The sequence below is a fragment of the Xanthomonas sp. 3307 genome (assembly GCF_014199735.1).
In the GTDB taxonomy this organism is placed as follows: domain Bacteria; phylum Pseudomonadota; class Gammaproteobacteria; order Xanthomonadales; family Xanthomonadaceae; genus Xanthomonas_A; species Xanthomonas_A rydalmerensis.
The window spans coordinates 1-25,808 of sequence record NZ_JACHOG010000008.1 but is presented as its reverse complement, the minus strand read 5'-3'; the positions used below and the strand labels follow the sequence as shown (position 1 = coordinate 25,808).

The window sequence follows — 25,808 nt, the reverse complement described above, 5'->3', positions numbered from 1 at the left end:
CACGCTCCCCACCGCCGCCTTCCTACGATGCGCTATCCCGGTCTCGACCTGCTGCGCGCCATCGCCATCGTCTGGGTGATGCTGTTCCATTCCTTCGTGGTCGGTGGACTGGGGCCGGACTGGCAGTGGCTGTCGCGCTACGGCTGGATGGGCGTGGACCTGTTCTTCGTGCTCAGCGGCTTTTTGATCGGCGGCCAGGTGCTGGCGCCGCTGGCCCGTGGCGAGCGGCTGCACTACGGCCAGTTCTACCGCCGCCGTGCCTACCGCATCCTGCCGGCGTACGCGGTGGTGCTGGCGCTGTACCTGGCTTGGCCCGGTTTCCGCGAAGCGCCCGGGATCGCGCCGTGGTGGCTGTTCGCCAGTTTCACCCTCAACCTGGGCATCGACTACGCCAACCAGCAGGCGTTCTCGCATGCCTGGTCGCTGTGCGTGGAAGAGCATTTCTACCTGGTGTTCCCGCTGCTGGCGGCGTGGATGCTGCGGCGGCCGTCGGCGCCGCGTTTCGTGGCGCTGTGCGTGGCCGTGGTGCTGGCCGGCGTCGCCCTGCGCAGCGCCATCTGGCTGCACGACAGCGCGCTGGATCGCATCGGCGCCGGACTGCAGCGCAACTGGTTCATCGAGGATCTCTACTACCCCACCTGGAACCGCCTGGACGACCTGCTGGCCGGCGTGGCGCTGGCGGTGCTGAAGACCTTCCGGCCGCAGCACTGGCAGCGGCTGCAGCGCCACGCCAACGCCCTGGCGCTTGCCGGCATCGTGGTCTGCGCGCTGGCGATGTGGCTGTTCCGCGACCGCACGGGCCTGCTCGGCAACGCGATCGGCTGGCCGGTGCTGTCGCTGGGATTGGCGCTGCTGGTCGGCGCCGGCGCCTCCACGCAGGGATGGCTGGGGCGTTGTCGGGTGCCGGGCGCGGCCTGGCTGGCCGCGGTGTCCTACAGCCTGTACCTGAGCCACAAGGCCGCGTTCCATCTGACCCAGGCGTGGTTCGGTGCGCAACTGGACGGGCGTGGGCCGCTCGCCTTCGCTGCCTATGCCGGCGTGGCGCTGCTGTTCGCGGCCGTCCTGCACTACGCAGTGGAGCAGCCGTGCCTGCGCCTGCGCGAGCGGCGCAGCGCGCCGGTCGCGACGGCGGCGCGTGGCTGAACGCACGGTGGCCGACCTGTGCGGCACACCCCTGTAGCACCGCGGTGGATCGTGCTAGCGTGCGCGCCTTCATGGACGAATAGGGGAATGCAATGCCGACGATCACACGCTGTGGCTGGGTCCTGCTGCTGAGCTGCGGACTGGCCGCCGCCGGCCAGAGCGTCGCACAGGTGCGCACGTCGCCGACCGTGGACAGCACGCCGAAGATCCGCCAGACCTCGCCCAGCCTGCCGTTCGACAAGGCGGCAGCCGAGGCCGCGCTGGCCAAGGGCCATGCGACCATCACCGGCGTGGCCTGCGCCTATCACGACAAAGGCATGTATCTGGCCGACAACCGCAAGGTCATGCTGTTCCCGGCGACCCCGTACTTCGAACAATGGGTCGCCCTGCGCAAGAAGTCGGACCGCAGCAAGGAAGCGGTGACCATGTCCGATCAGGCCTACAACACCCGGGTGGAAACCCAGACCGACGGCAAGGGCGCGTTCCAGTTCACCGACATGCTGCCAGGCCGTTACATCCTGGCCATGCAGTTCGAGTTCAACCAGGCCAAGTCGCGCGATGTGTATGTGGGCAGCAGCTACGGCGATGCCGCCCAGGTGGACCATTACGAGCGCCAGGACTACACGGTTGCGCGCAACGACGAGATGTTCAGGGACGTGGAAATCAAGAGCGACGACAGCGTCGTCAAGACCTCGATCAGCAGCGGCGGCGGACTGATCGGCAAGATGTTGCCCTGCAAGTAATCCCGGTATTGCTGCAGGCGCTGCCGTTGGGTGTGGCGCGCGGTGGCAGGTCGCGCGCGACACCATCGGCGCGACGTGTCATGCCGCCGTCGCTCGCCCATCCCCGACCAGCGCCGCATGCGCCGCCTGCAGGCGCTGGTGCAGGATCTCCGCCAGCCGCGCCACCGCCGGTGGCGGCACGGCGACCGCGCGATGCAGGCCCAGCCCCAGCGCCGGCAGCGTCGGCAGGCCGCCGGCGCCGGGCGGGAGCAGGGCCAGTCCGGCCGGCACCCCGGCCGGCGTGCGCAGGGTGATGCCCAATCCGGCGCGCACCGCGGCCCACACGCCGCCGAGGCTGGCGCTGGTGAAGGCGATGCGCCACGGGATGCCGGCACGGTCCAGTGCGGTGGTCGCGGCCGTGCGCAGCAGGCAGGGTGCTTCCAGCATCACCAGCGGCAGCGGCGCTTCACCGCTCCAGCTGGCCGTCGCGGGCAGGCTGCTGCGCTCGGCGGCGGCGATCCAGCGCAACGGCCACGCCGCTTGCGCCTGCCGATGCGCCGAGGCCGCGCCGGACTCCCAGGCCAGTGCCAGGTCCAGTTGTCCGGCCTCCACCCGCGCCAGCAGTTCCTGGTGGCGGGCGATGCGTGCTTCGATCCGCACCTGCGGGTGGGCACGGGCGAAGCGCCCGAGCACGTCCGGCAGCATGTGCTCGCCGAAATCCTCCTGCAGGCCCAACCGCACCCAGCCTTGCAGCGCCGTGTCCTGCAGCGCCACGACCGCTTCGTCGTTGAGCTCGAGCAGCCGCCGCGCGTAACCCAGCAGCGCTTCGCCGGCCTCGGTCAGGGCCAGGCCGCGGCCCTGGCGACGCAGCACCGGTTGCCCGGCCTGCTCCTCCAGCTTCTTCAGCTGCGCGCTGATCGCCGAGGTGGAGCGCCCGCGGCGGTCGGCCGCCCTCGCGAAGCTGCCCAGTTCCACGCCGGCGACGAAGCTGCGCAGTGCATCAAGGTCGAAAGTCACGGGGCGCATCGGTCGATCCTGTTTTTCCGAATGGTCGGTTCGATATTTTCCGATTTTTCGGAAGGTCTTGCGCGACTAGGCTGTGCCCGTTCCCACTGCGAGACCTCCGATGTCCGACCCTGTTACGCCGTTTCCTTCCCCGCAGGCCGCGTTCGGCGACATCGCGCCGGCCTTCGCCCGCCTCACCGACGAGGTGTTGTTCGCCGAGATGTGGCAGCGCCCCGGGCTGTCGCCACGCGAACGCAGCCTGGTCACCGTGGCGGCGCTGGTGGCGCTGTCCCGCCTGGAGCAGTTGCCGCTGCACCTGGCCCGCGCGCTGGACAACGGCCTGGACCGCGACACCCTGGCCGAAGCCATCACCCACCTGGCGTTCTACGCCGGTTGGCCGTGCGCGGCGTCCGCACTGCCGTTGCTGCGCACAGCCGCGGCGGCAGCGTCGGCCACGACCACGACGGAGACGCGCTGATGCCGTACGCCCGTATTTCGCTGCTGCGTGGCCACGCGCCCGCCTATCTGCGCGCGCTGTCGGCCAGCCTCTACCAGGCCATGCACGAGGCCTTCGAGGTGCCCGCCGGCGACTGCTTCCAGGTCATCCATCAGCACGACCCGGACGAACTGGTGTTCGACCGCCATTACCTGGGCGGGCCGCGCTCGGATGGCTTCGTGCTGATCGCCATCACCGCCGGCCGCGAACGCAGCGCCGCCTGCAAGCAGGCGTTCTACCGGCGCCTGGTCGAGTTGCTGGCGATCGCGCCGGGGATCGCGCCTGAGGACGTGATGGTCAACATCGTCACCACCGCGGCGCAGGACTGGTCCTTCGGCGGCGGCCGCGCCGGCATCACGGCCAGCGGAGCGCCGGCATGATCGCCATGCAGTACAGCATCGCGTTGCCGGCGGACTACGACATGGCCATCATCCGCCGCCGCATCGCCGACAAGGGGCCGCTGCTCGACACCCTGCCGGGGCTGCAGTTCAAGGCCTACCTGGTCGCCGATCGCACCGATCCGCTCCTGCCAGGCCGGCAGAACCTGTATGCGCCGTTCTACCTGTGGCGCGATGCCGCGGCGATGCATGCCTTCCTCGCCGGGCCCGCGTTCGCCGCGCTGTGCGACGCCTTCGGCTGCCCGGCGGTGCAGACGTGGATGGTCGGCACGGCATGGTCGTCCGCGGCGTTGCGCACGGCGCGCTACGCCACGCGCGTGCTTCAGGCAGCTTCGCCTGCCTTGGGGAACGACCCCGCTGACGCGCAAGCGCCCGACGAACGCGTGCTGGCCACGGTGCACGGCTACGAACCGCTTGGATGGACGCGCCTGCATTTCCGCCTGTGGCGCGAGCTGCCGCCGGCAGACGACGAGGCACAGCGCTATGCCGTGCATCACCTCAGCGCACCCGGCGCGATCGGCGCAGCCGGGTGAGCCAGCTGGGTCGCACGCTCAGTACATGTTCTTCTTGTAATCGGCCTGCAGCCCCTTGCGGACCACGCCGGGCACCGAGACCGCCGCGCGCATCAGCGCGGCCTGGGCACCACGCGCGCCGCTGAGCCTGACGTGGTCGCGGAAGATCGCCGGCGGATCCAGGTCGTGTGCGATGGCGGCGGGCGGCCAACGGTCGAAGCGACCCAGCGCCGGGCTGTGCGTGTCTTCGAGGAGCGCGGGCAGCACCCGTACCGCCAGATGCGGAACGCGGTCATCGACGGCGAGCGCGTTGCGGATCGCCTCATCGGTGCTGGGGCGGGCGAGACCTTCGATGCGCACGCAGCGCGCGCTGCCGGGGCGTAGCGCCAGCAGCGCGATTTGCGGCCGCGCCAGCAGGTTGCCGAGGCTGTCGACGCGGCGGTTGCCCGGCCGGTCGGCAAACCACCAGGCGTCGCGGTGGGCTTGCAGCAAGGCCCCGGCGCGATCGCCGCGCGGACTGACATCGACGCGGCCCTCGGCATCGGCAGTTGCCAGGATCAGCAGCCGGCAGCTGGCGAGCAATCCCTCCGGCGTTTCCGCCGGCGTGGCGCCGGTCTGCGCCTCGGCGTGCCACCAGTCGGCGCGGAGCAGGGCCTTGGCGCAGTGCAGATAGCATTCCTCGACCGCGACGAACAGGCGCGTGCCGTCGTCGCCGGCGATACGGCCATTGATCCGCAGGGTCTCGCCCAACCCGGGCACCAGGAACAGCGAGCCGAAGCCGGCGCCGACATGCGCGTGGGCCGCATCCAGCGCCTGCAGCGGGATCGACAGCAAATGCGGAGTGTCGCCGCGCGCGAAGCCGGGCGCGCCGCTGCCCGCGCTCAGCGCCAGGCGCTGGCTGGCGACACCGGCGAACAGCAAGGGACTGGCGGCCAGCCAACGCAACGCGTGCGCGTCCAGGTGGTCGATCACCTTCAGGTCGCGCGGGCCGGGCAGGCGGCCCACACAGTCCTGCAGCTGCGCCGCGTCGGTGACGAAGTCGGTCATCGTGGCGTCTCCCGCAAAGGGAAGACGACGTGGTCGAGCGAAGAAGGAGAGAGCATCGCAAGGCACTCCTGTGAACGAGGGAGGCTTGCGCAAAGGCTGGCGACGCCTGGAACCGTACCACACACGCGGCGGACGCCGCTTCGGACGACTGCGCGGCCCGCCTTGACCGCATGACGCCGTTACAACCGCAGTTCGAACCCGAGATAGGCCGAACGCCCGGGCGCTGGCGAGAACATCGGCTGGTCGTTGCCACCCCAGAAGAAGTTGTCGTACCAGACGTAGGCGTAGCGGCTGTCGGTGAGGTTCTTCACCTGCAGATCGAGGCTGGTGCGCGGGCCGAGCTGGTAGCGCACGCTGGCGTCGACCACGCGGAAGCCGCCGTACTTGCCCTGCGCATTACGCTCGTCGATGTAGTAGTCGCCCTGTGCGCGCGCCTGCAGCCCGAACTTCCAGCGTGCGTTGGGCCGGTAGTCGACGCCGGCGTTGCTGATGTAGCGCGGGGTGGAGAACACCTCGCGTCCGCGCAGCGGTTCGCCGGTCGCGGTGAAGGCGCTGACCACCTTGGCTTCCTGGATCGCGTGCGACAGCCACAGCGTCCAGCGCTCGCCCAGTTGCGTGCTCAGTTGCAGGTCCACGCCTTGCCGGCGGGTCTGGCCGAGCCCGACCGTGGTGCCGGTGCTGGGCATGTTGGCCACCTCGTCGGTGGCATCCTGGCGCCAGACCGCCACGCGCGCCTCGGTGCCGGCGACCGGCTGCAGCTTCAGGCCCAGCTCCTTGCCGGTATTGATCGAGGGCCGGAATGCGCTTTGCCCCGGCGTCAGGTAGGCCGGGGCGGTGGAGCCGGTGAGGATCTGGAAGGTGCGGCCCCAGTTGGCATACACACTTAGTTGTGGGGTCAGCGCATAGATCACGCTGAGCTTGGGCTGCTCGATCCAGCCGTAGCGCTGCAGCGGCGCATGGATACCGCCGGGCAGCGCGGTGTCGCCGGAGAAGCGGTCGACGCGGTACGCGGGGACGATCTTCAGCGCATCGCTCGGTTGGATCACCGCCTGCAGGTACAGACCGAGGTTGTCCAGGCTGTAGCGGTCGTCGTTCTGCACGCGTGCCGGGGCGCGATCGAAGTCGGTCGGCACGCTGTACGCGTAGCGCGCGCGTCGGTAGCGGTTGTCCTGATGCTCGGCGTTGAGGCCTGCTTCCACGCTCAGCAGGTCGCTGGCCTGCCAGGTGACGGTGCTGAGCAGCCCGGTCTGGGTTTCGTCCCACTGCCGGCGCTGCCGCGGCGCGTTGCCCAGCGGGTAGCTGGTAAAGGTGACCCGGCGGTCGTCCTGGTAGCGGTTGAGGTACAGCGTGTTGCGCAGCTGCAGGCCGTCGCCGAGCCTGAAGTCGGCGTGCACGCTGGCCTGGCGCATGTCGCGGTCGTCGCCGTCGTTGGCGTTCTTCGGCGGCGACTGTTCGCGGTCCTCGGCCAGTTCGGTGGCAGTGAGGAAGCCCGGTTCGTCGGCCTCGTGGTGGTAGACGCGGGCGATCAGGCCGATGCGTGCGGCATCGTCCTCCTCGCCGTAGAACCACTTGCCGCCGAGCGTGTACTTGCGCGAGCTGTCGTGCGCACGATAGCCGTGCGCGGCCTGCACGCCGACGAAGTAGTTCTGCGCAAGGCCATCGGCCTCATGGCCGGCGGCATACTGCAGTTCGCGCGTGGCGAAGCTGCCGCCACTCAGCCGCAGGTCCTGGTAGTTGCCGCCCTGGCGGGTGGCGATGTTGAAATTGCCGCCGATGTTGTGCAGGCCGTAGCGCGGGTCGTTGGTGCCGCGCACCACTTCGATGTAGGCGATCTCCAGCGGGAAGATCATGTCGATGAAGCGCTGGTTGCCGCTGTTGACGTTGCTCGGCACGCCGTCGATCAGCACCTTGATGCCGTTGAGGTAGCCCTCGCCGTTGAAGGCGCGGAAGGTGACCTTGCCGGACTCGGCGCCCTGCCGGGTTTCGGTGAGTTGCATGCCGGGCATCTGCCCGAGCAGCTCCCAGCTGTTCATGACGTTCTTGTCGCCGATCTGCTCGCTGCCGAGTACGTCGACCGAGCTGAGGATGTTGCGCGTGGACAGCGAAGCGGCGCTATGGCGCCGCGCTTCCACGGTGCCGAGTGTCGTGGTTGTGGTCGTGTCGGTTGTTGTCGTCTGCGCGGCGCCGTCGCCGGCCGCGAGTCCAGCCAGCACGGCGAGGGCACGGGAATCGATCTTCATGGTGTCTGCGAAAGAAAGTGGAGTGGAGGCTGGCGGCAGCGGCGCGGCTGCAGGCGAGCGGGTGGTGCACGGTCCGATGCACGAACGCGGCCCTACAAAAGTGATGTTATATTATTTCGTTAAGGGCTGTCGGAATCGCCGTGTGGCGACACCACAAGTGCTGCCTTCGCCATGCAGGCGGCCGAGGGCCTTCGCCACGATGGCGGGAGAAGTTGGAGGTGTCGTGGGGGGGGGGGGGGGGGGGGCCCCGCCCGCGGGGGGGGGGGGGGGGGGGGCGGGCGGCGGGGGGGGGGGGGGGGGCCCCGCCCGCGGCGGGCCCCCCCCCCCCCCCCCCCCCCCCGCCCCCCCCCCCCCGCGGCGCGGGGCGGTGGGCCCCCCCCTGTTGGGGCGCCACCCGGGCCTGGGCCCACCCTTTTTAACCCGGGGGGGGGGGGGGGGGGGCGGGGGGGGGGGGGGGGGGGGGCGGGGGGGGGGGGGGGGCCGCGCGCCCCCCCCCCACGACCGTTCAGGCCGGTTGCCGTGCGACCTGGAAGCCGGCGAAGGACTGCGTCACCGGCATGATTTCCAGCCGATTGATGTTCAGATGCGGCGGCAGCGTCGCCACCCAGAAGATCTGTTCGGCGATGTCCTCGGCGGTCATCGGCTGCGCGCCCTGGTAGAGCGTGTCCGAGGCCTTCTGGTCGCCATGGGTGCGGACCAGGGTGAACTCGGTCTCGGCCATGCCCGGTTCGATCGCGGTCACGCGCACGCCGGTGCCGTGCAGGTCCGAGCGCAGGCCCAGCGAGAACTGGCTGACGAAGGCCTTGGTGCCGCCGTAGGTGTTGCCGCCGGGGTAGGGGTACAGCGCGGCGACGGAACTGATGTTGATGATCGCGCCGCGGCGCTGGATCAGCGTCGGCAGCAGGCGATGGGTCAGCGTCACCAGCGCGGTGATGTTGGTGTCGATCATCGTGCGCCAGTCGTCCAGTTGCGCGGCCTGCGCGGGCGCGGTGCCCTGCGCCAGGCCGGCGTTGTTGACCAGCAGGTCGATGCCGCGAAAGGCTTCGGGCAGTGCCGCCAGCATCGCGTCCAGGGCGTCGGCATCGCGGATGTCGAAGGCGGCGATGTGCATGCGCTCGGCGCCGAAGGCGTCCAGCAGCGGCTGCAGGCGCTCGGCGCGGCGGCCGGTGGCGATCACGCGCCAGCCGGCATCGACGAAGCGGCGCACGGCGGCGGCGCCGAAACCGGAGGTGGCGCCGGTGATCAGGGCAGTCTGGGTCATTGGGGGCCGGGAATGGGGAGTGGGGAATCGGGAATGGTAAAAGCAAAACGCGGTCGCGGGCGTCGACGGCGGCGTATGAAGTCAGCTTGGATGATTGATTGCGGCCAGTGCCAGCGCGACAGCTGCAGATCCCAAGCGCCGTGATGCGCCTTACTTGTCGCAGGGAACGGGGCAGCGCTCGCTTCCCCTCTTCCCCTATTGCTTCCGGCCTTACTGCGCCTGGCCCGCAGTCGCCATCAGGTCCCTGCCATCGAACGACAGCGTCATCACAGGACCGGCACGGCCCAATATCAGTGGTGACGACGCATGCACCGCAAAGGTGAAAGCGGCACGGAAACCGCTCCTCCCATTCCCGAATCCCGATTCCCCAATCCCGGCTTCACTGCGCCTTACCCGCAGTCGCCAGCAGGCCGCTGCCATCGAACGACAGCGTCATCTCAGGACCGGCGCGGCCCAATATCGGTGATGACGACGCATGCACGCATGCGAAGGTGAGAGCGGCACGGATGCCGCTCCTCCCATTCCCGAATCCCGATTCCCCAATCCCGGCTTCACTGCGCCTTGCCCGCAGTCGCCAGCAGGCCGCTGCCATCGAACGACAGCGTTATATCAAGGCTGGCGCGGCCAAATGTCAGTGGCAACGACGCACGCACGCGAAGGTGAGAGCGGCACGGAACCCGCTCCTCCCATTCCCGAATCCCGATTCCCCAATCCCGGCTTCACTGCGCCTTGCCCGCAGTCGCCAGCAGGCCGTTGCCATCGAACGACAGCGTCATCTCAGGACCGGCGCGGCCCAATATCGGTGATGACAACGCACGCACGCACGCGAAGGTGAGAGCGGCACGGAACCCGCTCCTCCCATTCCCGAATCCCGACTCCCGAATCCCGGCCTCACTGCGCCTTGATCGCGATCGCCGACAGCCCGCTGCCGTTCAACTTCTGCTTGGCCTCGGCCAGTTCGCTGGCGGTGCCGTAGGGTCCCATGCGCACGCGGTAGACGGTCTTGCCGCTGATCTGCGCCGATTCCACGCGTGCCGACAGGCCCAGCATCGCCAGCTTGGCCTTGGTCGACTCGGCGTCGCCGGAGGCGCCGAACGAGCCGGCCTGCAGGATGTAGCGTGCGTTGTCGGGCGCGGCGGCCGCGGTTGCGGCCGCCGCCGCTGGGGCGGTGGTCGTGGCCGGCGTTGCGGTGGCGGTCGCCGGCTTGGCGGCGGCGGGGGCGGCGCTGGCGGTCGCAGTCGGCGTCTCCGGCAGCGGGGTCGGATTGGCCGCCGTCGCGGTCGGCGCCGTGGCGACTGCAGCCGGGGTGGTGCCCGGCGCGGCCGTGCCGGCGGCAGCCTGTGCCTTGGCCTTGCGAATCGCCTCGGCGCGCGCGCTGGCAGCCAGTTCGGCGTCGGACATCTGCACTTCCTTGCCGGGCAGCAAGGTGTAGAAGTCGTACTGGGTCTGCGCGTCCTTCTTCGCCTCCGGCTTGGTGCTGCCGGCCGCGTTGGCGGCGGGCTTGGGCAGATCCGGGGCCGCATCGACATCGGCATCGGCCACCGGCGCCGGTTGCGCATCCGGATTGGCGCGCGGGCCGCCCACGCGCAGGAAGTCGCCATCCTTCTTGAACAGGCCCGGCGCGCCGAGGAACACCACCGCGGCGATCGCCGCGCCGGCGATCAGCCACACCCACCCGGGCGTGCCGTTGCCGCTGTTGCGCCGGGCCTGGGTCTTACCGCGTCGTGCTGCCATTTACCGCTTCTCCACTCACATTTTTTCCGGGGCCGAGACGCCCAGGAGATTCAGACCGTTCGCCAGTACTTGCTGTGCCGCCACCGCCAGGGTCAGCTTGGCGTTGCGTTCGCCAGCGTCGTCCACCAGCACCGGGGTGCCGTGGTACCAGGTGTGGAAGGCCGTGGCCAGTTCGCGCAGGTATTGCGCGATCAGGTGCGGCTCCAGCGCATGCCCCGCATTCTCCACCACTTCCGGGTAGCGCGAGAGTTCCTGCATCAGTTCCAGCGAGGTCGCGTCGTTCAGCCGGTTCAGTTGCGCCTGGCCGTCGGCCTGGTCGTAGTCCAGCTTCTTCTCCTGCGCCTGGCGCAGCAGGCTGCACACGCGGGCATGCGCGTACTGCACGTAGAACACCGGGTTGTCGTTGCTCTGCTGGCGCGCCAGGTCGATGTCGAAGGTGAGCTGCGAATCGGCCTTGCGCGCGATCAGGAACCAGCGCGTGGCGTCGCGGCCGGCTTCCTCGATCAGGTCGCGCAGGGTCAGGTAGCTGCCGGCACGCTTGGACAGCTTCACTTCCTCGCCGCCGCGCATCACCGTGACCATCTGGTGCAGCACGTATTCCGGCCAGCCCTTGGGGATGCCCAGGTCCATCGCCTGCAGGCCGGCGCGCACACGCGCCAGCGAGCCGTGGTGGTCGGCGCCCAGCTCGGTGATGGCGCGCACGTAGCCGCGCTGCCACTTGCTCAGGTGGTAGGCCACGTCCGGCACGAAGTAGGTGTAGCTGCCGTCGGACTTGCGCATCACGCGGTCCTTGTCGTCGCCGAAATCGGTGGATTTCAGCCACAGCGCGCCGCCCTCTTCGTAGGTATGGCCGGAGGAGATCAGCTTCTGCACCGCCTCCTCGACCTTGCCGTCGCGGTACAGCGAGCTTTCCAGGAAGTAGATGTCGAAATCCACGCCGAACGCGGCCAGGTCGTGGTTCTGCTCGTTGCGCAGATAGGCCACGGCGAAGCGGCGGATCGCGTCCAGGTCCTGCGGGTCCCTGGCGCCGGTGACCACGTGGCCCTCCAGGTCGACCGCGGCGCCGGCCATGTAGGCGTCGGCCACGTCCTGGATGTAGTCGCCGCGGTAGCCTTCCTCCGGCCAGTCGGGGCTGTCCGGGGTCTTGCCCAGGGCGCGCGCCTGCACCGAGCGCGCCAGGTTCTCGATCTGGTTGCCGCCGTCGTTGTAGTAGAACTCGCGCTTGGCGTTCCAGCCGTTGGCCTCGAGCAGCCGTGCCAGGCAGTCGCCGATGGCCGCGGCGCGGCCGTGGCCGACGTGCAGCGGCCCGGTCGGGTTGGCCGAGACGTACTCCACGCCCACGGTGCGGCCGTTGCCGGCCAGGCTGCGGCCGTAGTCCTCGCCCTGCTTGAGCACCGACAGCACCTCGCGCTGGTAGGCGCCGGGGCCGAGGTGGAAATTGATGAAGCCGGGACCGGCGATCTCGACCTTGCTCACGTCGTCGTTGGCCGGCAGCGCGTCCACCAACTGCTGGGCGAGGGCGCGCGGATTGGTGCGCGCGGCCTTGGCCAGCAGCATCGCCGCGTTGGTGGCGAAGTCGCCGTGCTCGCGGGTCTTGGGCCGCTCGACCACGAAGTCCGGCGGCAGGGTGTCGGCCGGCAGGGTGCCATTGGCGCGCAAGGCTTCGATGCCTTGACCGATCAGGGCGCGGAGTTGGGATTTCACGAGATCTCTGCTTGAAGCGCGGAACCGGCGATTTTACCCGACCCGCCGCCTCCCGGCCCGCCCCGGGTTCAGCCCGACCTCAGCCGTGACGCGGCGCCCGGCGCGCGTCGGCGCCTGGACCGGTCGCCTGCCTTGCGGAATCCCGGCTGGCTGCGCCGGGACGGGCGCCACGCCAGCACGGTTCGCCCCGCATCGCGGCGGCTCAGGCCCAGCCGCGCGACGCCATCGAGACCGGCACGCCGTCGCCGACGATGAAGTGGTCGAGCAGGCGCACGTCGATCAGGTCCAGCGCCTGCTTCAGCCGCTCGGTGACGGCGCGGTCGGCGGGGGAGGGCTCCGGGTTTCCGGACGGGTGGTTGTGGCCGATGATCACCGCGGCGGCATTGAGCGTGAGCGCGCGCCGGACCACCTCGCGCGGGTGCACCTCGGCGCCGTCCAGGGTGCCCTGGAACAGTTCCTCGAAGGCCAGCCAGCGGTGCCGGGTGTCCAGGAACAGCGCGGCGAACACCTCGTACGGCCGCGACCGCAGGCGCTGCGCGAAGTAGCGGCCGGCGCTGACCGGGTTGCTGAGGGTGTCGCCGCGCTGCAGTTCCGCGGCCAGGTGGCGCTGGCCCAGTTCCAGCGCCGCCGACAGCTGGCAGGCGCGCGCCGGCCCCAGCCCGGGCAGGCGCACCAGGTCGCCGGGTGTTCGGTCCAGCAGCGTGCGCAGCGGCCCATGCCGCTGCAGCAGGTCGCGCGAGGTGCGCACCGCGTCGCTGCCGGGCAGGCCGGAGCCGAGAAAGATCGCCAGCAGTTCGGCGTCGGAAAGGGCCCGGGGACCGCGTGCCAGCAGCTTTTCCCGGGGACGTTCTTCGCAGGGCCAGTCGGAGATGTGCATATCGCCAGGGTGCCGGCCGACATGGCGCAACGGTATCAGGCCGCCAAAAACCATCGGGTAAGCTAATCGTCCTTGTATGGGTAGGACATTCCCGACGTGACCCCGATTTTGGAAAGGCCCCTGCAGGGGCGACGTGTGCTGTTGTGCGTCGGCGGGGGAATCGCCGCCTACAAGGCGCTGGAACTGGTGCGGCGCCTGCGCGACGCCGGCGCCGAGGTGCAGGTGGCGATGACCGCCGGCGCACAGCAGTTCGTCACTCCACTGAGCTTCCAGGCGCTGTCCGGCCATCTCACCCGCACCACGCTGTGGGACAGCGGCGCCGAGCAGGCGATGGGCCACCTGGAACTGGCGCGCTGGGCCGAGCACGTGGTGGTGGCGCCGGCCACCGCCGACCTGCTGGCGCGCCTGGCGCACGGGCTGGCCGACGACCTGGTGGGCACGCTGTGCCTGGCCAGCACCGCGCCGCTGACGGTGTGCCCGGCAATGAACCACCGCATGTGGCTGCACCCGGCCACCCAGGCCAACATCGCCACTCTGCGCCAGCGCGGCGCACAGGTGGTCGGCCCGAACGATGGCCCGCTGGCCGAAGGCGAGTCCGGCCCGGGCCGCCTGGCCGAACCCGAGCAGATCGTTGCCGCGCTGGCGGGGCATACGGACCAGAGCGCCGTGTCGGCCGCCGCGGCCGCGGCCGCCGTCCCGTCGCGTTCCGGCACTGCCACTGGCACGAGCGCCCTGCGCGGCCTGCGCATGGTGATCAGCGCCGGCCCCACCTACGAAGACCTGGATCCGGTGCGCTACCTGGGCAACCGCAGCAGCGGCAAGATGGGCTACGCGCTGGCCGCGGCCGCCGCCCGGCTGGGGGCCGAGGTTGTGCTGGTCAGCGGTCCGGTGCATTTGCCTACGCCCGCCGGCGTGCAGCGCATCGACGTGCGCTCGGCCGCGCAGATGCGCGAGGCGGTGCTCGGCGCGCTGCCGGCGGACATCTACATCGGCACCGCCGCGGTCGCCGATTACACGCCCAAGCAGGTGGCGACGCAGAAGATCAAGAAGAGCGGCGAGACCCTGACCCTGGAGCTGACCCGTACCCCGGACATCCTGGCCGAGGTCGCCGCGCAGACCCAGGCGCTGAAGCTGGTGGTCGGCTTCGCTGCCGAGACCCACGACATCGAGCGCTACGCCCGTGGCAAACTCGCCGACAAGCACCTGGACCTGATCGTGGCCAACCGGGTGGGGGTGGCCGGGAACGGCTTCGAGAGCGACCAGAACGCGGCCACCGCCTATTGGCAGGATGGCGAACGCGACTTCCCGGCGGTCTCCAAGACGCAGCTGGCTGAACAACTGCTGGACCTGATCGCGCAGAGGCTGCACGCATGAGCACTCCCACGCCCTATCCGCTGCAGGTGAAGCTGCTGGATCCGCGCTTCGGCGACAGCTGGCCGCTGCCCGACTACGCCACCGAAGCCAGCGCCGGGCTCGACCTGCGTGCGGCCACCGAGGCGCCGCTGACCCTGGCGCCGGGCGACACCGCGCTGATCCCCAGCGGACTGTCCATCTACATCGCCGATCCGCAGCTGTGCGCGGTGGTGCTGCCGCGCTCGGGCCTGGGCCACCGCCACGGCATCGTGCTCGGCAACGGCACCGGCCTGATCGACGCCGACTACCAGGGGCCGCTGCTGATCAGCGTCTGGAACCGCGGCCGCGAGGACTTCACCATCGCCCCCGGCGACCGCATCGCGCAGCTGGTGGTGATGCCGGTCGTGCGCGTCGCCCTGCAGGTGGTGGATACTTTCGCCGACAGCGCCAGGGGAACGGGTGGATTCGGCCATACCGGAGTGCGCTGACAGGGGATCGTCTGCATGAGCGAGGCAACACAAGCGCGGCCGGTGCCGCACGGTTTGCGCAAGGTGGCGCCTCTGCTGACGGTGCTGCTGGTGCTGTTGGTGGTCTGGTTCGGCTGGAGCGGGGTCGAGCAATGGCGAGCCGAGCAGGCCGCCGCCACGCTGGAGCAGGCGCGCGATGCCACGGTGACGCAGACCCAGCAGGCGCTGGCGGGCGTGGGCAAGCGCCTGTCCGAGCGCCTGCAGCAGCCGGCCGTGCAGGCAGCGCTGAGCCGCGGCGACGCCGCGGCCGCCGCCCAGGCCCTGCGTGCGGACTGGGCGCAGGCCGAGGACGCTCAGGTGCTGCCGGCCGATCTGGAACCGGGCTACGCCGATGCGGCGCACTTCGGCTACGGCCGCCTGGCGCTGCTGGAGAAGGCGCTGATGACCGGCAAGCTCGCCAGCGCGGTGATCCGCGATGGCGGCGGCCCCCGGCTGGGCCTGGCCGCGCCGGTTTCGCTGGGCGGCAGCACCGGGGTGGTCTACCTGCGCCTGCCGCTGGCGCTGCTCACCGACCCGGTCGCGCAGGCATCGGTGCCGGGCACCGGCTATCTGGCCCTGCGCCAGGGCAGCTACGACGTGATCGCCGCCGGCGACACTGCGCTGCACGATCGCGCCGACGCGATGTCGCGCCCGGTCGGCGACAGCGGCCTGCGCATGGTCGCCTCGCTGCCGGATACCGAAGCCGGTCCGCTGGGATTGGGCGCGCTGCCTTGCCTGCTGGTCGCCGGCCTGTGCCTGGTGCTGGGCGCGCTGCTGTTGCTGGCCGCGCGCGGGCGCCTGCCGCAGCCGCGGCCGCGCCGCGCCGGCGCGGCGGCCGCCGAAGAACACACCCTGCAGCAGAGCCTGCAACGCCAGGAGCCGCCGCCGCCGCCGTCCGCCACCGAGGAGGCCGCGCCGGCCAAGCCGGTGCCGGCGTTCACGGTGGCGCCGGAGATCTTCCGCGCCTACGACATCCGTGGCGTGGTCGGCCGCGACCTCAGCCCGCAGGTCGCGGCGCTGATCGGCCAGGCGATCGGTGCGGTGATGCAGGAGCAGGGGCTCAACGAGGTGGTGGTCGGCCGCGATGGCCGCCTGTCCGGACCGGAATTGTCGGCCGCGCTGATCGAGGGCCTGCGCCGCGCCGGCTGCCATGTCACCGACATCGGCCTGGCGCCGACCCCGGTGGTGTACTTCGCCGCCTACCACCTGCGTGCCGGCAGCTGCGTTGCGGTGACCGGCAGCCACAACCCGGCCGACTACAACGGCTTCAAGATCGTGGTCGGCGGCGAGACCCTGTCCGGCGCCGCCATCGCCGATCTGCACGCGCGGATCAGCGCCGGCCGCCTGCCGGTGGCCGACGAGCCGGGCCGGCTGCAGCAGCGCGACGTCGGCGACGACTACATCCAGCGCATCGCCGACGACGTGCAGCTGGACCGCCCGCTCAAAGTGGTGGCCGATGCCGGCAACGGCGTCGGCGGCGAGCTGGCGCCACGGTTGCTCGAGGCGATCGGTGCCGAGGTCGTGCCGCTGTACTGCGACGTCGACGGCACCTTCCCCAACCACCATCCCGACCCCAGCGAGCCACGCAACCTGGAGGATCTGGTGCAGACCGTGCGGCGTTTCGACGCCGACCTGGGCGTGGCCTTCGACGGCGACGCCGACCGCCTCGGCGTGGTCACCAAGGAGGGCACGGTGATCTATCCGGACCGCCTGCTGATGCTGTTCGCCGCCGACGTGCTGCAACGCAATCCCGGCGCGCTGGTGATCTACGACGTCAAGTGCACCGGCAAGCTGTCCGATTACGTGCTGCGCAACGGCGGCAGCCCGCTGGTGTGGAAGACCGGGCACTCGCTGATCAAGGCGAAGATGCGCGAGACCGACGCCGAACTGGCCGGCGAGATGAGCGGCCACTTCTTCTTCAAGGAGCGCTGGTACGGCTTCGACGACGGCCTGTACGCGGCGGCGCGGCTGCTGGAGATCCTGGCCCAGCGCGAGGAATCGCCGTCGGACGTGCTGGCCGAACTGCCCGACAGCGTGGCCACGCCGGAGATCAAGCTGCCGGTGGACGGGCAGGACGCGCATGCGCTGGTCGCCGACCTGGTCGCGCGGGCGCAGCAGGACGGCTCGCCGTTCGCCGGCGCGCGGCTGCTGACCATCGACGGCTTGCGCGCCGATTTCCCCGACGGCTGGGGCCTGGTGCGCGCTTCCAACACCACGCCGGTGCTGGTGCTGCGCTTCGAAGCCGACAACACGGCGGCGCTGGAGCGGATCAAGGCGCTGTTCCGCGCCCAGTTGCAGGCGCTGTTGCCGGCGGTGACGCCGACCTTCTGAGTCGCTCGCCCGCGCCCGGGATCGTCCGGGCGCCGGGCCGCGCGCCGGCTCAGCCGCCGGCGGTGGTCGCGGACTGTGCCGGGCCGCTGCCTCGGGCCGCGCGATAGCGCTGCAGCACGTCCTCGATTTCCTGATCCAGGCCGAGCCGCTGCTGTTCGAAGTTCTTCTGCATGCGCAACTGCCACAGCAAGGCGCGGTGCCGCTGCTGCACATCGACGGCGGTCTTGGCCGGCACGCTCTGCCCGGCCAGCTCGCGCGCGCCGGCGCCGGACAGCAGGCCGATCAGGCCCTGGCGCAGGCTCTCCACGTTGTAGCGCGCGGTCTGGATGTTGTTGTCGACGATGCCGATGCGCTCGGCGAACACCCGGCGCAGTTCGTCCTCGGTCTGGTACGACAGCAGCATCGCCTGGTCGGTGCGCTTGCGCGTCTCCAGCGCGGCCTGGTCGGCGCGTTGCTGCGCGGCGTCGGCGGCGGCCGCGGCGCGTTCCTCGGCATTCAGCGCACGCCCGACCTCGGCGCTGCGCATGCCGCTGGTCGCGTTGAACTCGTCGCGTGCCTGGTTCACCGCCTCCGGCGGCAGCGCATCGCTGCAGGTGCGTTGGCCGCCCTGGTTCCAGCAGTACAGCTTCTTGGACGGTGCCGATGCCTGTTGCGCCGCGACCGGCAAGGCCAGCAGCGCCAGCACGGCCGGCAGGACGCGATTGCGTGGTCGGATCGGCATCGTGGCAGCCCCCTGCTGTCAGCCAGACGAAGCGCAACCGTAGCGGGCCCGGTAGGCCAGCAGCGGTTCGCGGAAGCCGACAAGGTCTGCGTTTCCGTCGATGAATGCAAGCAGGTCGCCAAGATGCGCGACCGAGACCACAGGAACGCCGGCTTCGGCGGCCACCGCCTGCGCCGCGGAGCGGCGGTCGTGCTCGGCGGCGATCTCCTGGCGGTCCAGCGCGACCAGGATCGCGGCCGGCTCGCCGCCGGCGGCCCGGATGATGCCCAGCGCCTCGCGGATCGCGGTACCGGCGGTGATCACGTCGTCCACGATCAGCACCCGGCGGCCGGCCAGCGACGCGCCGATCAGGCTGCCGCCTTCGCCGTGCGCCTTGGCCTCCTTGCGGTTGAACGCCAGCGGCAGGTCGCGCTCGCGCCGCGCGTACTCGCAGGCCACTGCCGTGGCCAGCGGAATGCCCTTGTAGGCCGGGCCGAACAGCAGGTCGAAGTCGAGCCCGGCGGCATCGGCCGCATCCGCGTAGCACGCCGCCAGTCGCGCCATGCTGGCGCCGGAATCGAAGCGCCCGGCATTGAAGAAGTAAGGGCTGAGGCGCCCGGACTTCAGCGTGAACTCGCCGAAGCGCAGCGCCTCCGCGTCCAGGGCCAGTTGCAGGAAACGTTGCCGGTAGTCGGTCATTGGGGGGCCGGGATTCGGGATTGGGGATGACGGGATTCGTAAAAGCATAGCTGGTCGCGAGCGTGCAGCGTCCACGCATGGGGTACGCTTCCACGAATCCCCAATCCCTCCATCCCGAATCCCGGCTCTATGCGCATCATCAGCTTCAACGCCAACGGCCTGCGGTCGGCCGCCACCAAGGGCTTTTTCGAGTGGTTCGCCACCCAGCAGGCGGACGTGCTGTGCGTGCAGGAGACCAAGGCGCAGGAGCATCAGTTGGCCGGGCCGGCGTTCCTGCCGGACGGCTACCGGGTCTGGTTCCGCGACGCCAGCACCAAGAAGGGCTATAGCGGCGTGGCCATCTACAGCAAGCGTGAGCCGGACGAGGTGCGGACCGCACTGGGCTGGCCCGAGTTCGACGAGGAAGGCCGCTACATCGAGGCGCGCTTCGGCAACCTGAGCGTGGTGTCCTTCTACATTCCCTCGGGGTCCTCCGGCGAGCTGCGCCAGGGCTACAAGTTCCAGGTCATGGACTGGCTGCGGCCGATCCTGGTGGAGTGGCTGCACAGCGGCCGCGACTACGTGCTGTGCGGCGACTGGAACATCGTGCGCTCGGCGTTGGACATCAAGAACTGGAAGTCGAACCAGAAGAACTCCGGCTGCCTGCCCGCCGAGCGCGACTGGCTCAACGGCCTGTGCGCCGATCGCGCCGACGACGCCGACCCGGCCAGCGGCCGCGGCTGGGTGGACGCCTACCGCGCGCTGCATCCGGACGGCCAGGACTACACCTGGTGGAGCAACCGCGGCGCGGCGCGCGCCAATGACGTCGGTTGGCGCATCGACTACCAGTTCGTCACTCCCGCGCTGCGCGAGCGCCTGCAGGGCTGTTCCATCTATACCGCGCAGCGCTTCTCCGACCATGCGCCGTTCACGGTGGACTACCGCGAATGAGCGGCGGTGCTTCCACGGCGCCGATGTCCTACAAGGGCTGGGCCGGGATCAAGCGCGCTTTCGCCACGCCGTCGGCGGCGACGATGGCGCTGCTGGGTTTCGGCAGCGGCCTGCCGTTCCTGCTGATCGCCTCGCAGACCCTGTCCACACGCCTGCGCGACGTCGGCCTGGACCTGGGCAGCATCGGCCTGATCAGCTTGGCCAGCTTCTTCTACCTGCTCAAGTTCCTGTGGGCGCCGCTGCTGGACCGCTACCGCTTCCCGCTGCTCGGCTTCCTCGGCCGGCGCCGCTCGTGGCTGCTGGTCTCGCAGTTGGGCGTGGCCATCGGCCTGGTGGCGCTGGCGTTCACCCGCCCCGAACTGAGTGTGGGCGCACTGGTGCTGTGGGTGCTGATCGCCTCTTTCGCCGGCGCCACCCAGGACTCGGTGGTGGACGCCTATCGCATCGAGATCGCGCCGCTGTCGGCGCAGGCCGCGCTCGCCGCGACCTACACCTTCGGTTATCGCATCGGCCTGATCCTGGCCGGCGCCGGCGCGCTGTATCTGGCGCAGTACGGCGACTGGACCGTGGCCTATCTGGTCATGGCCGGACTGATGCTGCTGCCGATCCTCACCACCCTGCTGTGCCGCGAGCCGGAGGTGCCGGCCTCGACGGTGGTGCGCAGGATCGACGTGGTCGGCGCGTTCTGGCAGCCGATCTCCAGCTTCTTTTCCAGCAACGGCCTGGCGCTGGGGCTGGCGCTGTTGCTGTTCGTGGGCCTGTTCAAGTTCCCCGACCAGGTGATCGGCGTGATGTCCGGCCCGTTCTACCTGGACTCGGGTTTCGACAAGGCCGACATCGCCACCGTCTCCAAGCTGTTCGGCGTCTGGATGGGCATCGCCGGCGCCTTCGCCGGTGGTCTGGCGGTGGCCGCCTTCGGCTTCCGGCGCATGTTGCTCGTTGCCGCGCTGGGCGTGGCGCTGTCCAACCTGGCGTTCCTGCTGATGGCGCACAACCCCGGCCAGCTTTGGTCGTTCTATGCCGCGCTCAGCGCCGACAACCTGTTCCAGGGCTTTGCCGGCACCGTGCTGGTCGCCTTCATGTCCTCGCTGACCGACCGCAACTTCACCGCCACCCAGTACGCGCTGCTGGTGTCGCTGGCCAACCTGCCGGGCAAGTTCGTCGGCGGCGTCTCCGGCTACATCGTCGAAGCCACCTCCTACAGCACCTTCTTCGTGCTCAGCGCCTTCACCGTGATCCCGACCCTGCTGCTGCTGGCCTGGCTGTGGCCGCGGATCCGCGAACAGACGCCACAGGCGACCGCGTCCGGCGATTGAAAGGGCGCCCTGAGGCACGGATGATGAGCAACGGCGCATCCGTGCGCCGCTGCCCGGGAGTCCGCATGAGCGACCTTGTGTTGCGCGATATCGACCCGTTCCTGCTCGAACGCATCCGCCGCATCGCCGTCGCGCGTGGCTGGACCCAACGCCAGGCGGTGCTGGCCTTGATCGAGCAAGGCCTGTTCTCCAGCGAGCACGACGTGCGCAGCGGGTTCGAGCACCGCGAGGTGGATGCGCTGTCGGAGGCGATCGCGGCCTTGCGCGCGCTGCCGTCCGGCAGCGGCTTCTGACCTTCGACGCGTCGCTCAGGCGGGGTGGATCGCGCCGAGGATGCGCGGACCGCGTGCGCCGGTGACCGACGGCAGGTTGCCCGGCAGTCCGGCCAGGGTCTGCCGGGCCAGCCAGGCGAAGCCCATCGCTTCGATGTAGTCCGGGTCCAGGCCCTGCGCCTGGGTCGATTGCACCTGCACGTCCGGCAGCCGCGCCTGCAGCCGCGCCAGCAACAGCGGGTTGTGCACGCCGCCGCCGCACACCAGCAGTTGCCGGGTCGCCGGCTGCTGCGTCTGCAGCGCGTCGGCGACGGTGACCGCGGTGAGTTCCAGCAGCGTCGCCTGCACCGCGGCCGGAGCGGGCGCCGTCGCCTCCAGGCAGGCCTCCAGCCAGCGCAGGTGGAACTGCTCGCGCCCGGTGCTCTTGGGCGGCGGCAGTGCGAACCAGGGATCGGCCAGCAGGCGCTGCAGCAGGTCGGCGTCGACCGCGCCGCTGGCGGCGAACGCGCCGCCGGCATCGTAGGGCTGGCCGCGATGGCGCTGGCACCAGGCATCGAGCAGCGCGTTGGCCGGGCCGGTGTCGAAGCCGCGCACGGCGCCGTGCGCCGGCAGCAGGGTCAGGTTGCCGATGCCGCCGAGATTGAGCACGGCCCGGTCTTCGTGCGCCGCCCCCAGCATCGCGGCATGGAAGGCCGGCATCAGCGGTGCGCCATGGCCGCCGGCGGCGACGTCGCGGCGGCGGAAATCGCAGACCGTGGCGATGCCGGTCAGCTCCGCGATGCGGTTGCCGTCGCCGAGTTGCCAGGTAAAGGCGGGGTCGGCCAGCGGGCGGTGGCGCACGGTCTGCCCGTGCGAACCGATCGCGCGGACTGCGGCCGGCGCCACGCCGGCGTCGTCGAGCAGGCGCAGCGCCGCCTCGGCGAAGGCGATCGCGACCTCGGCGTCGAGCTTCCCCAGCGCGTCCAGCGAGGCGATGTCGCCGCCTTCGCCCAGCGCGATCAGCGCGGCGCGCTGCTGCGGTGCCCAGGCGTAGGTGCGACCCAGGTGCAGCTGCGGGCGTCCGTCATGGTCGAAGCGCACCAGCGCGGCGTCGATGCCGTCGGCGCTGGTGCCGGACATCAGGCCGAGGAACAGGGCGTCGTCGGAAACGGCGGAAGGCGAGGGCATGCAAGGCACCAGGCAGCGGTCGGCGCCGCAGCGTGGGCCAGGTGCCGCCGCCCGTCAATGCGCGGCGCGGCGGAACCGGTCGCTGGCGCTCAGCCGGCGTCGTGCGAGGCGGCGGCCTTGGACGAGGCGACGACCTTCTTCTTCTTCGCCGCCGGCTCGCCGGCATCGGCGTAGATCAGCTTCTCCACGCGCTGGATGCGCGCCAGCGCCGGCGAGGTCTGCGCGCGGAACGCCGCCAGTTCGGCGCCGGCCAGCGGGGTCGGCGGCGGCATCGTCACCGAGGCCGGATTGCGCTGCACCCCGTCCACGCGGAATTCGTAATGCAGGTGCGGACCGGTGGCCATGCCGGTCATGCCGACGAAGCCGATCACCGTGCCCTGGTTGATGCGCTGGCCCACCTTGACGCCGCCGAAGCGCGACATGTGCCCGTACAGCGTGCTGTAGCCCTTGCCGTGGTCCAGGATCACCACGTTGCCGTAGCCGCGCTGGGTGCCGACGAACTGCACCCGCGCATCGCCGGCCGCCATGATCGGCGTGCCGGTCGGCGCCGCGTAGTCGATGCCTTTGTGCATGCGCATGGTGCCCAGCACCGGATGCTTGCGCGCACCGAAGGTGGAGCTGATGCGGCTGTAGGACACCGGCATGCGGATGAAGCTCTTCTTCAGCGGCCGCCCGGTCACGTCGAAGTATTCGGCCGGCTTGCCGCCGCGCTCGAAGCGGAAGCCGCTGTAGGTCTTGCCGCGGGTGGTGAAGGTCGCCGCCAGGATCTTGCCGGTGTCGATGCGCTCGCCTTCGCGCCAGGTCTCGTCCATGACCACGCTGAAGCGGTCGCCCGGCTGCAGGTCCTTGTCGAAGTCGATGTCGTACTTGAAGATCTCGTCGGTCATCGTGGCGATCGCCGACGGCGACAGCCCGGCCTTGCGCGCGGCCACGTACAGCGAACTGGTGATCTCGCCGCTGGTGACCACGGTGCGCGTGCTGGTCTCGCGCTCGATCACCTTTTCCTTGATGTCGTCGCCCAGCAGCGACAGCTCCACCCGGTGGGTGGCGTCGCGGTCGAAACGCAGGGCGCGCAGGTCGCCGCCGTCGGCCAGGTCGAAGCCGATCTCCGCGCCCGGGCGCAGCTTGGTCAGCGCGTCGTGGGTGCCCGGATGGTCCAGCACCCGCTGCATCACCGTGGCCGGAAGGCCGAGTTGCTCGAACACCGAACCCAGGGTCTGCCCGGATTGGATCCGCACCACCTGCCAGTTGTCGGTGTTCGCGGCCTGCTGTTGCTGGGCAAGCGAGATCGGCGGCAACGGCAGTGCCAACGTCGCCTGCGTGGTCTGCAGCGGCACGTCGATGGCATTGGAGAAGCCCGGGACGATGGTGGCGACCATCGCGCCGATGGTGGCGAACAGGCTGGCGTGGATCCAGTGGCGGCGCGTCCAGCGGCCGGCGGGAAGATGTTCCTTCAACTTGCGATGCAGCGCAGTGTCGTGGAGAACGTGAAGGCGTTGCTGGAACCGCTGCCGGCGCGCGCGTTCCTGATCACTGTTGGGCATCAAGGCTTCCTCACGAGCCCGAAGCGCGAGCTCAAAACTCGGCTACCATAAACATCGTTCTACAGCGCGTCAAACCATTGAGCCGGCTCGGATTTTCACCTGGCTGCATGGTTAACTCGCTCTTAACGCCATTCATCTTGCTTGACGCCATTCGCCGGAGTTCCAGTTTTGTCCACGATCGAAGAGTCCCTTGCCCTGATCGGCCGCGGTGCCGACGAAATCCTCAAGCGTGAAGAACTGGAGGCCCGCCTGCGCAGCGGCCGCCTGCTGCGGGTCAAGGCCGGCTTCGATCCCACGGCGCCGGATCTGCACATCGGTCACACCGTGCTGTTGAACAAGATGCGCCAGTTCCAGGACCTGGGGCACCAGGTGATCTTCCTGATCGGCGACTTCACCGGGATGATCGGCGACCCGACCGGCAAGAACGTCACCCGCAAGCCGCTGACCCGCGAGGACGTGCTGGCCAATGCGCGCACCTACGAGGAGCAGGTGTTCAAGGTGCTGGACCGCGCCCGTACCGAAGTGCGCTTCAATTCCGAGTGGTTCGGGCAGATGAGCGCGGCCGACATGATCCGCCTGGCCGGGCAGCACACCGTCGCGCGCATGCTCGAGCGCGACGACTTCGCCAAGCGCTACGCCGCGCAGCAGTCCATCGCCATCCACGAATTCCTGTATCCGCTGGTGCAGGGCTACGACTCGGTGGCGCTGAAGGCCGACGTCGAGCTGGGCGGCACCGACCAGAAGTTCAACCTGCTGATGGGCCGTGGCCTGCAGGAGCACTACGGGCAGCCGGCGCAGATCGTGCTGACGATGCCGCTGCTGGAGGGCCTGGACGGGGTCAACAAGATGTCCAAGTCGCTGGGTAACTACATCGGCATCAGCGAGCCGGCGATCGACATCGTCACCAAGACCATGAAGATCGGCGACGAGCTGATGTGGCGCTGGATCGAGATGCTGTCCTTCGAGATCGGCATGACCGAGGCGCAGGCGCTGCGGCAGCAGGTACAGGCCGGCAGCCTGCATCCACGCGAAGTGAAGCTGCGCCTGGCGCGCGAACTGACCACCCGCTTCCACGATGCCGCCGCCGCCGAACAGGCCATCGTCGGCTGGCACGCGGTGGTGACCGGGCAGGGCGACACCAGCGCCTTGCCGCTGCAGCAGGTTGCGGTGCCGGCGGAAGGGTTGAGGATCGCCGCATTGCTGACCGCCGCGGGCCTGACCGCCAGCAATTCCGAGGCCACCCGCAAGCTGAAGGAGCGGGCGGTGCGCGTGGCCGGCGAAGTGGTGGAGGATCCGCAGCAGAGCTTCGCGCCCGGCTTCGAGGGCGTGCTGCAGGTCGGCAAGCGCACCTTCGCCCGTGTGCAGCTCATCGCTGCATGAGATTGCCTGCCCGGCCACGGCGGAACGGGCAGAAGGCTAGTGCGGCGGTGGCGGCTTGCACATCTATATAGGGAGTCGTCGCTCGCGCGGCCGGTGCTGACTGATCGCGCAGGCAGCGGGGAGACAGGGCCCTGACAGGGCTTTGCGACGACAGAGTGAAAAAAGTTTTCACACCCTCTTCCCAAGCGGCCGATTTGGAGCCATAATTTCCCTCCCCTGACGCAACGCCTTTACGGCAACGCGGCAAGGGCGTCAAAAGCCTCCTCAAAAAGGTGTTGACGAAGTGAAAAAGTCGGCTAATATGGCCGGCTCGCTTCGAGGAAAAGCCTACGGGTTTGGACGAAGAAGCGGCGTCAACGCCTTGATCAACAAGGTATTGACGGCAAGAAAAAAGCCGCTATGATGGGCGGCTCGGTTCGACGAAAAGCCTTCGGGTTTGAAGACGAGCCAGCGTCAACCGCCTCGAAATGA

At 69.9% G+C, this 25,808-nt stretch carries 23 protein-coding genes; 12 read left to right on the top strand and 11 right to left on the bottom strand.

Annotated elements, in window-relative coordinates:
• Positions 1-27 precede the first annotated feature (27 nt).
• Both GGR64_RS16995 and GGR64_RS16990 read left to right on the top strand, forming a co-directional pair.
• The gene (locus GGR64_RS16995) at positions 28-1,143 is read left to right on the top strand and encodes an acyltransferase (RefSeq protein ID WP_184647296.1); all 1,116 of its coding nucleotides are present in this window, start codon (positions 28-30) and stop codon (positions 1,141-1,143) included.
• Between the two features lie 92 nt (positions 1,144-1,235).
• A complete protein-coding gene (locus tag GGR64_RS16990) occupies positions 1,236-1,886 on the top strand; it encodes a carboxypeptidase-like regulatory domain-containing protein (protein WP_184647294.1) in 651 nt (216 codons plus the stop codon).
• A gap of 78 nt (positions 1,887-1,964) precedes the next feature.
• Here the strand turns inward: GGR64_RS16990 and GGR64_RS16985 are convergent, their stop codons facing one another.
• On the bottom strand, positions 1,965-2,891 hold the full coding sequence (locus GGR64_RS16985) for a LysR substrate-binding domain-containing protein (protein ID WP_184647292.1): 927 nt from the start codon (positions 2,889-2,891) through the stop codon (positions 1,965-1,967).
• Between the two features lie 100 nt (positions 2,892-2,991).
• On the opposite strand from GGR64_RS16985, the gene GGR64_RS16980 reads away from it, so the two are divergent.
• The 3 genes from GGR64_RS16980 to GGR64_RS16970 are packed head-to-tail and all read left to right on the top strand — an operon-like array spanning position 2,992 to position 4,297.
• Positions 2,992-3,348 (top strand): carboxymuconolactone decarboxylase family protein, encoded by a 357-nt coding sequence (locus tag GGR64_RS16980; RefSeq protein ID WP_184647290.1) that lies wholly within the window; start codon positions 2,992-2,994, stop codon positions 3,346-3,348.
• A complete protein-coding gene (locus GGR64_RS16975) occupies positions 3,348-3,746 on the top strand; it encodes a tautomerase family protein (protein ID WP_167087927.1) in 399 nt (132 codons plus the stop codon). The genes GGR64_RS16980 and GGR64_RS16975 overlap by 1 nt, the downstream gene beginning before the upstream one ends.
• A complete protein-coding gene (locus tag GGR64_RS16970) occupies positions 3,743-4,297 on the top strand; it encodes a DUF4865 family protein (RefSeq protein WP_184647288.1) in 555 nt (184 codons plus the stop codon). The genes GGR64_RS16975 and GGR64_RS16970 overlap by 4 nt, the downstream gene beginning before the upstream one ends.
• Positions 4,298-4,315: 18 nt before the next feature.
• Here the strand turns inward: GGR64_RS16970 and GGR64_RS16965 are convergent, their stop codons facing one another.
• From GGR64_RS16965 to radC, 6 genes are all read right to left on the bottom strand, one after another.
• Entirely contained in the window at positions 4,316-5,323 is a 1,008-nt protein-coding gene (locus GGR64_RS16965; protein ID WP_184647286.1) for a pyridoxamine 5'-phosphate oxidase family protein, read from the bottom strand.
• Between the two features lie 179 nt (positions 5,324-5,502).
• On the bottom strand, positions 5,503-7,563 hold the full coding sequence (locus GGR64_RS16960) for a TonB-dependent receptor (RefSeq protein WP_184647284.1): 2,061 nt from the start codon (positions 7,561-7,563) through the stop codon (positions 5,503-5,505).
• 505 nt (positions 7,564-8,068) lie between these two features.
• Positions 8,069-8,824: an SDR family NAD(P)-dependent oxidoreductase gene (locus GGR64_RS16955; protein ID WP_184647282.1), complete on the bottom strand. Its 756-nt coding sequence runs from the start codon at positions 8,822-8,824 to the stop codon at positions 8,069-8,071.
• A gap of 891 nt (positions 8,825-9,715) precedes the next feature.
• Complete coding sequence (locus GGR64_RS16950) at positions 9,716-10,558, bottom strand: SPOR domain-containing protein (RefSeq protein ID WP_184647280.1); 843 nt, start codon at positions 10,556-10,558, stop codon at positions 9,716-9,718.
• A 15-nt stretch (positions 10,559-10,573) separates the two neighbouring features.
• Positions 10,574-12,262 (bottom strand): arginine--tRNA ligase, encoded by a 1,689-nt coding sequence (gene argS / locus GGR64_RS16945; protein WP_184647278.1) that lies wholly within the window; start codon positions 12,260-12,262, stop codon positions 10,574-10,576.
• 202 nt (positions 12,263-12,464) lie between these two features.
• Positions 12,465-13,139, bottom strand: coding sequence for a DNA repair protein RadC (gene radC, locus GGR64_RS16940; protein ID WP_160968640.1), 675 nt, complete (start codon positions 13,137-13,139; stop codon positions 12,465-12,467).
• Between the two features lie 96 nt (positions 13,140-13,235).
• On the opposite strand from radC, the gene coaBC reads away from it, so the two are divergent.
• Genes coaBC through GGR64_RS16925 form a run of 3 tightly spaced genes read left to right on the top strand, consistent with a single transcriptional unit; the run spans position 13,236 to position 17,329 of the window.
• Positions 13,236-14,513: a bifunctional phosphopantothenoylcysteine decarboxylase/phosphopantothenate--cysteine ligase CoaBC gene (gene coaBC, locus GGR64_RS16935; RefSeq protein WP_184647276.1), complete on the top strand. Its 1,278-nt coding sequence runs from the start codon at positions 13,236-13,238 to the stop codon at positions 14,511-14,513.
• On the top strand, positions 14,510-14,980 hold the full coding sequence (gene dut, locus GGR64_RS16930; protein ID WP_017907877.1) for a dUTP diphosphatase: 471 nt from the start codon (positions 14,510-14,512) through the stop codon (positions 14,978-14,980). The genes coaBC and dut overlap by 4 nt, the downstream gene beginning before the upstream one ends.
• A 15-nt stretch (positions 14,981-14,995) precedes the next feature.
• Positions 14,996-17,329, top strand: coding sequence for a phosphomannomutase/phosphoglucomutase (locus GGR64_RS16925; RefSeq protein ID WP_184647274.1), 2,334 nt, complete (start codon positions 14,996-14,998; stop codon positions 17,327-17,329).
• A gap of 49 nt (positions 17,330-17,378) precedes the next feature.
• Here GGR64_RS16925 and GGR64_RS16920 read toward each other — a convergent pair whose 3' ends face one another.
• Positions 17,379-18,050, bottom strand: coding sequence for a hypothetical protein (locus tag GGR64_RS16920; protein WP_184647272.1), 672 nt, complete (start codon positions 18,048-18,050; stop codon positions 17,379-17,381).
• Between the two features lie 18 nt (positions 18,051-18,068).
• Positions 18,069-18,728 carry an orotate phosphoribosyltransferase gene (gene pyrE, locus GGR64_RS16915; RefSeq protein WP_160968634.1) on the bottom strand — a complete coding sequence of 220 codons (660 nt, stop codon included), beginning with the start codon at positions 18,726-18,728 and terminating at the stop codon, positions 18,069-18,071.
• A 129-nt stretch (positions 18,729-18,857) separates the two neighbouring features.
• On the opposite strand from pyrE, the gene GGR64_RS16910 reads away from it, so the two are divergent.
• From GGR64_RS16910 to GGR64_RS16900, 3 genes are all read left to right on the top strand, one after another.
• The gene (locus GGR64_RS16910) at positions 18,858-19,658 is read left to right on the top strand and encodes an exodeoxyribonuclease III (protein WP_184647270.1); all 801 of its coding nucleotides are present in this window, start codon (positions 18,858-18,860) and stop codon (positions 19,656-19,658) included.
• The gene (locus GGR64_RS16905) at positions 19,655-20,974 is read left to right on the top strand and encodes an MFS transporter (RefSeq protein ID WP_184647269.1); all 1,320 of its coding nucleotides are present in this window, start codon (positions 19,655-19,657) and stop codon (positions 20,972-20,974) included. Before GGR64_RS16910 ends, GGR64_RS16905 begins: the two co-directional genes overlap by 4 nt.
• A gap of 65 nt (positions 20,975-21,039) precedes the next feature.
• A complete protein-coding gene (locus GGR64_RS16900; protein ID WP_160968628.1) occupies positions 21,040-21,267 on the top strand; it encodes a hypothetical protein in 228 nt (75 codons plus the stop codon).
• A 15-nt stretch (positions 21,268-21,282) separates the two neighbouring features.
• On the opposite strand, the gene GGR64_RS16895 is transcribed toward GGR64_RS16900, so the two are convergent.
• Both GGR64_RS16895 and GGR64_RS16890 read right to left on the bottom strand, forming a co-directional pair.
• Positions 21,283-22,413 carry an anhydro-N-acetylmuramic acid kinase gene (locus tag GGR64_RS16895; RefSeq protein ID WP_160968626.1) on the bottom strand — a complete coding sequence of 377 codons (1,131 nt, stop codon included), beginning with the start codon at positions 22,411-22,413 and terminating at the stop codon, positions 21,283-21,285.
• A gap of 89 nt (positions 22,414-22,502) precedes the next feature.
• The gene (locus GGR64_RS16890; protein ID WP_184450089.1) at positions 22,503-23,957 is read right to left on the bottom strand and encodes a peptidoglycan DD-metalloendopeptidase family protein; all 1,455 of its coding nucleotides are present in this window, start codon (positions 23,955-23,957) and stop codon (positions 22,503-22,505) included.
• A 168-nt stretch (positions 23,958-24,125) separates the two neighbouring features.
• Here GGR64_RS16890 and tyrS point away from each other — a divergent pair, with 168 nt between their 5' ends.
• Positions 24,126-25,337, top strand: a complete 1,212-nt coding sequence (gene tyrS, locus GGR64_RS16885) for a tyrosine--tRNA ligase (protein ID WP_184647267.1) — start codon at positions 24,126-24,128, stop codon at positions 25,335-25,337.
• The last annotated feature ends 471 nt before the right edge of the window (positions 25,338-25,808 follow it).